General features: G+C 57.7%; 4 protein-coding genes. 2 read left to right on the top strand and 2 right to left on the bottom strand.

All coding sequences use genetic code 11. The features are described from left to right. On the top strand, window positions 1-228 hold a 228-nt coding region (locus ACFX5Q_RS34705), incomplete at its 5' end, for an EAL domain-containing protein (RefSeq protein ID WP_404284982.1). A 326-nt stretch (window positions 229-554) separates the two neighbouring features. After that, complete coding sequence (locus ACFX5Q_RS34700; RefSeq protein ID WP_404285051.1) at window positions 555-824, top strand: hypothetical protein; 270 nt, start codon at window positions 555-557, stop codon at window positions 822-824. A gap of 747 nt (window positions 825-1,571) precedes the next feature. On the opposite strand, the gene ACFX5Q_RS34695 is transcribed toward ACFX5Q_RS34700, so the two are convergent. Next, window positions 1,572-1,826: a hypothetical protein gene (locus ACFX5Q_RS34695; protein ID WP_404285050.1), complete on the bottom strand. Its 255-nt coding sequence runs from the start codon at window positions 1,824-1,826 to the stop codon at window positions 1,572-1,574. 80 nt (window positions 1,827-1,906) lie between these two features. Beyond that, complete coding sequence (locus ACFX5Q_RS34690; protein ID WP_404285049.1) at window positions 1,907-2,098, bottom strand: hypothetical protein; 192 nt, start codon at window positions 2,096-2,098, stop codon at window positions 1,907-1,909. Window positions 2,099-2,473: the final 375 nt, after the last annotated feature.

Below are 2,473 nucleotides of genomic sequence, written 5' to 3'. Positions count from 1 at the left end.
ATCAACGATCTCGCCGACAACGAGAGCGATCAGGCCGTCGCCAGCGCCGTCATTTCATTGGGTCAAAATCTGCATCTGAGGGTCATTGCCGAGGGCGTCGAGACCGACGATCAAGTGGCCTTCTTGCGCAAGAACAATTGCGATGAAATGCAGGGCTATCATTTCAGCAAACCGATCTCCGCCGAAGCCATCATGAAATTGCTCAACGCGCCCGGCAACCCGATGTAAATTCCCAGCACGAGAAGGGAGGGATTCACATCGCCGGGGATCCGGTCAAGCCGAGGTGGCAGGCTCACGGTCGACGCAAATAGATGGCCGGTCCGTCCGGACCAGCCATAGGACTGTAGCTAGGGCTACACGCGCGAGCCGTCCCGCGCAGTGCGCTGTCCAGCCGCAGTCGTGTATGTCAAATCTTCGGCGCGGAGCGTGGCAGAACCATGCCTTTAGAGGTGAAGCTCAACAGACTCTTGGATGATCGAGGCCTAGTGACTACGCGCGATCAGATCGAACGCTAGGAGCAGCAGGGTTGTTGCCTGGTTTCAGAGGAAGGGTTGATGGTTGAAAGAGAGAAGTTGGAACTGGAAGCTCGCCTTCTCGCACTCGAACTGGTTGTCGCCAGAATCGCGGCGATCCAGCTCATCCGCGTTTCGAACGAGCAGTTTGATGAGTTCGCTCAGTCTTGGCTCGATTCAACCGACGAAGTCGCCTCTCTCGACGCGCCACCCGATCAGCAGCAATTGTGGTCAGGCGCGCGCGGAGATTCGCTCCATGCCATGCTGAAACTGATTCGTGAGACGAGGGGCTTTCTGCAGTCTCGCGCATAGCTTTCACTTCCCGCGCCTGCGGACTCACCTAAACCGGAGTTGTCACCGCCCTGCGCTGTTCCGCCGGATCATCGCGTGGACGGCTTCCTTCACGGTCTAGTTGCCGTGTATCGAGCCGTCCGGAATCTGACTTAAGTGCCCGCGTTCTGGACCGGCTTTTCCTTGATCACGATGGCATCGCGCCAAGCGAGGCCGAAGCCGACAGACGGAGTCCCCTACCTTTTGAATGCAAGCCTTTGAGCCAGGAAGCGATCGGAACCAAGTCCATTGTCCGACCACATCCTTTGGCTGCCGAGGCTTGAGCTTCGCGCTCGCTACCAGGCTAGCGCGGGATTATCACCCGCGCCTCGAATGCGACGTCCTCAAGCTCCCTGATAGCGTGAGGCTGCGCAGACCCGACGCCATGCTGGCCGACGGGATTCACCCGATGTAACTTGTCCTACAATCGCTGAGCGGTAGACACTCGATACGCGAGCCCTAGCGCCACAGCCGAATGAGGTCGCCAATGTCTGACCCTAGTCGTCGCGCTAAACAGCGCAATTGCGAGATCGAGGATCTAAGCAAACTCAGGGCAGATGTTGCCAAGGCTGCCTCGGTGCTGCGCGAATCATATGGCGACAGAGCTGTTGAGCGCGCCAAGTTGCTTCACTGCATGAAGCCTTGTTGAAGACGGTGAAGGACATTACGGAAGGATGCCAGCGTTCATTCAATGGCACGGGACAGGGCCGGTAAACTAGCGCAATTCTCCTACGGCTGGATAGCCGGAAAGGGCAGCACATTGCTGTTGCGCTTGCGGTTTTCGATCTCCCGATAGAGATGAATGAGCATCACCATCTCAGCGCTGCCAGCTATCGATTTTGACGGTATGGACGCCAGGAGGGTTTCGAGCTCGTGCTCGTCAATTGTTGCGCGATAGGCTTGGATCGCCTCAATGCTGTCGCCAAGCGCTGCGAGCAATCCGGCTGCCGTGTATATCATTCGCCATGCTTCTCTCTTGGCCATGCGGCTGGGTGTCGGTCCACCATTTGTCTACAGAGGACACTAGGTAGCTCGTACATGAAAAGGCCTCCCCAGCGCTCTTGTTACTTCCGCACAATCCAATCCAGCAAGTCTGGGTCAATAACCTCTGAACCGGTCCAGGCACGGACCAGAAGCGCGGCGTGATCGCGCCATTGATCGTCCGGGATATGGTCTTCGACAACCGATTTTCTGAACGCTTCGCGAAGGATATCGCAATCAAAGGCGGAAACGGAATTCCGTTGAGCTCGGGCCATGCCAGCCTCCCGCGTCTGTTAAGGCGGGAGCACCTGAGTTGGCTTCCAAGCGTCCGTGTGCCGTGCAACGTGCGGGCGACAGGGAACTGTACGCTTTCGTACCGGATTGGCGAATCAAATCATTGTCGGCCGTGGATGCGCGCCACGGCACGGGCTTAATGGCCCGGTCTGCTCGTTGGGTTGCCACAGAAGTTGCAGGCCGGGCCGCGCCCCCGCGACGAAGGCCGGAGCCAACAAAGAGATTGCTTAAAAAATGGCCGACCATAAGACCAATGAGGACACTCGGTCTCACGACCATGAGATCCGGCGTTTCGCGGCAGAGAACCGCGTAACGATCGAGCAAGCGCGTGAACTCATCGCGAAGTATGGCAATAG

It is taken from the genome of Mesorhizobium sp. IMUNJ 23033 (assembly GCF_044778005.1).
In the GTDB taxonomy this organism is placed as follows: Bacteria; Pseudomonadota; Alphaproteobacteria; order Rhizobiales; family Rhizobiaceae; genus Mesorhizobium; species Mesorhizobium amorphae_A.
This window is presented reverse-complemented; position numbering and strand designations above follow the sequence as displayed.

What these genes read in the sequence shown, in the direction of transcription:
- ACFX5Q_RS34690 (WP_404285049.1), bottom strand. Translation starts at nt 2,098, where the DNA reads ATGGCCCGAGCTCAACGGAATTCCGTTTCCGCCTTTGATTGCGATATC.
- ACFX5Q_RS34695 (WP_404285050.1), bottom strand. Translation starts at nt 1,826, where the DNA reads ATGGCCAAGAGAGAAGCATGGCGAATGATATACACGGCAGCCGGATTG.
- ACFX5Q_RS34700 (WP_404285051.1), top strand. Translation starts at nt 555, where the DNA reads ATGGTTGAAAGAGAGAAGTTGGAACTGGAAGCTCGCCTTCTCGCACTC.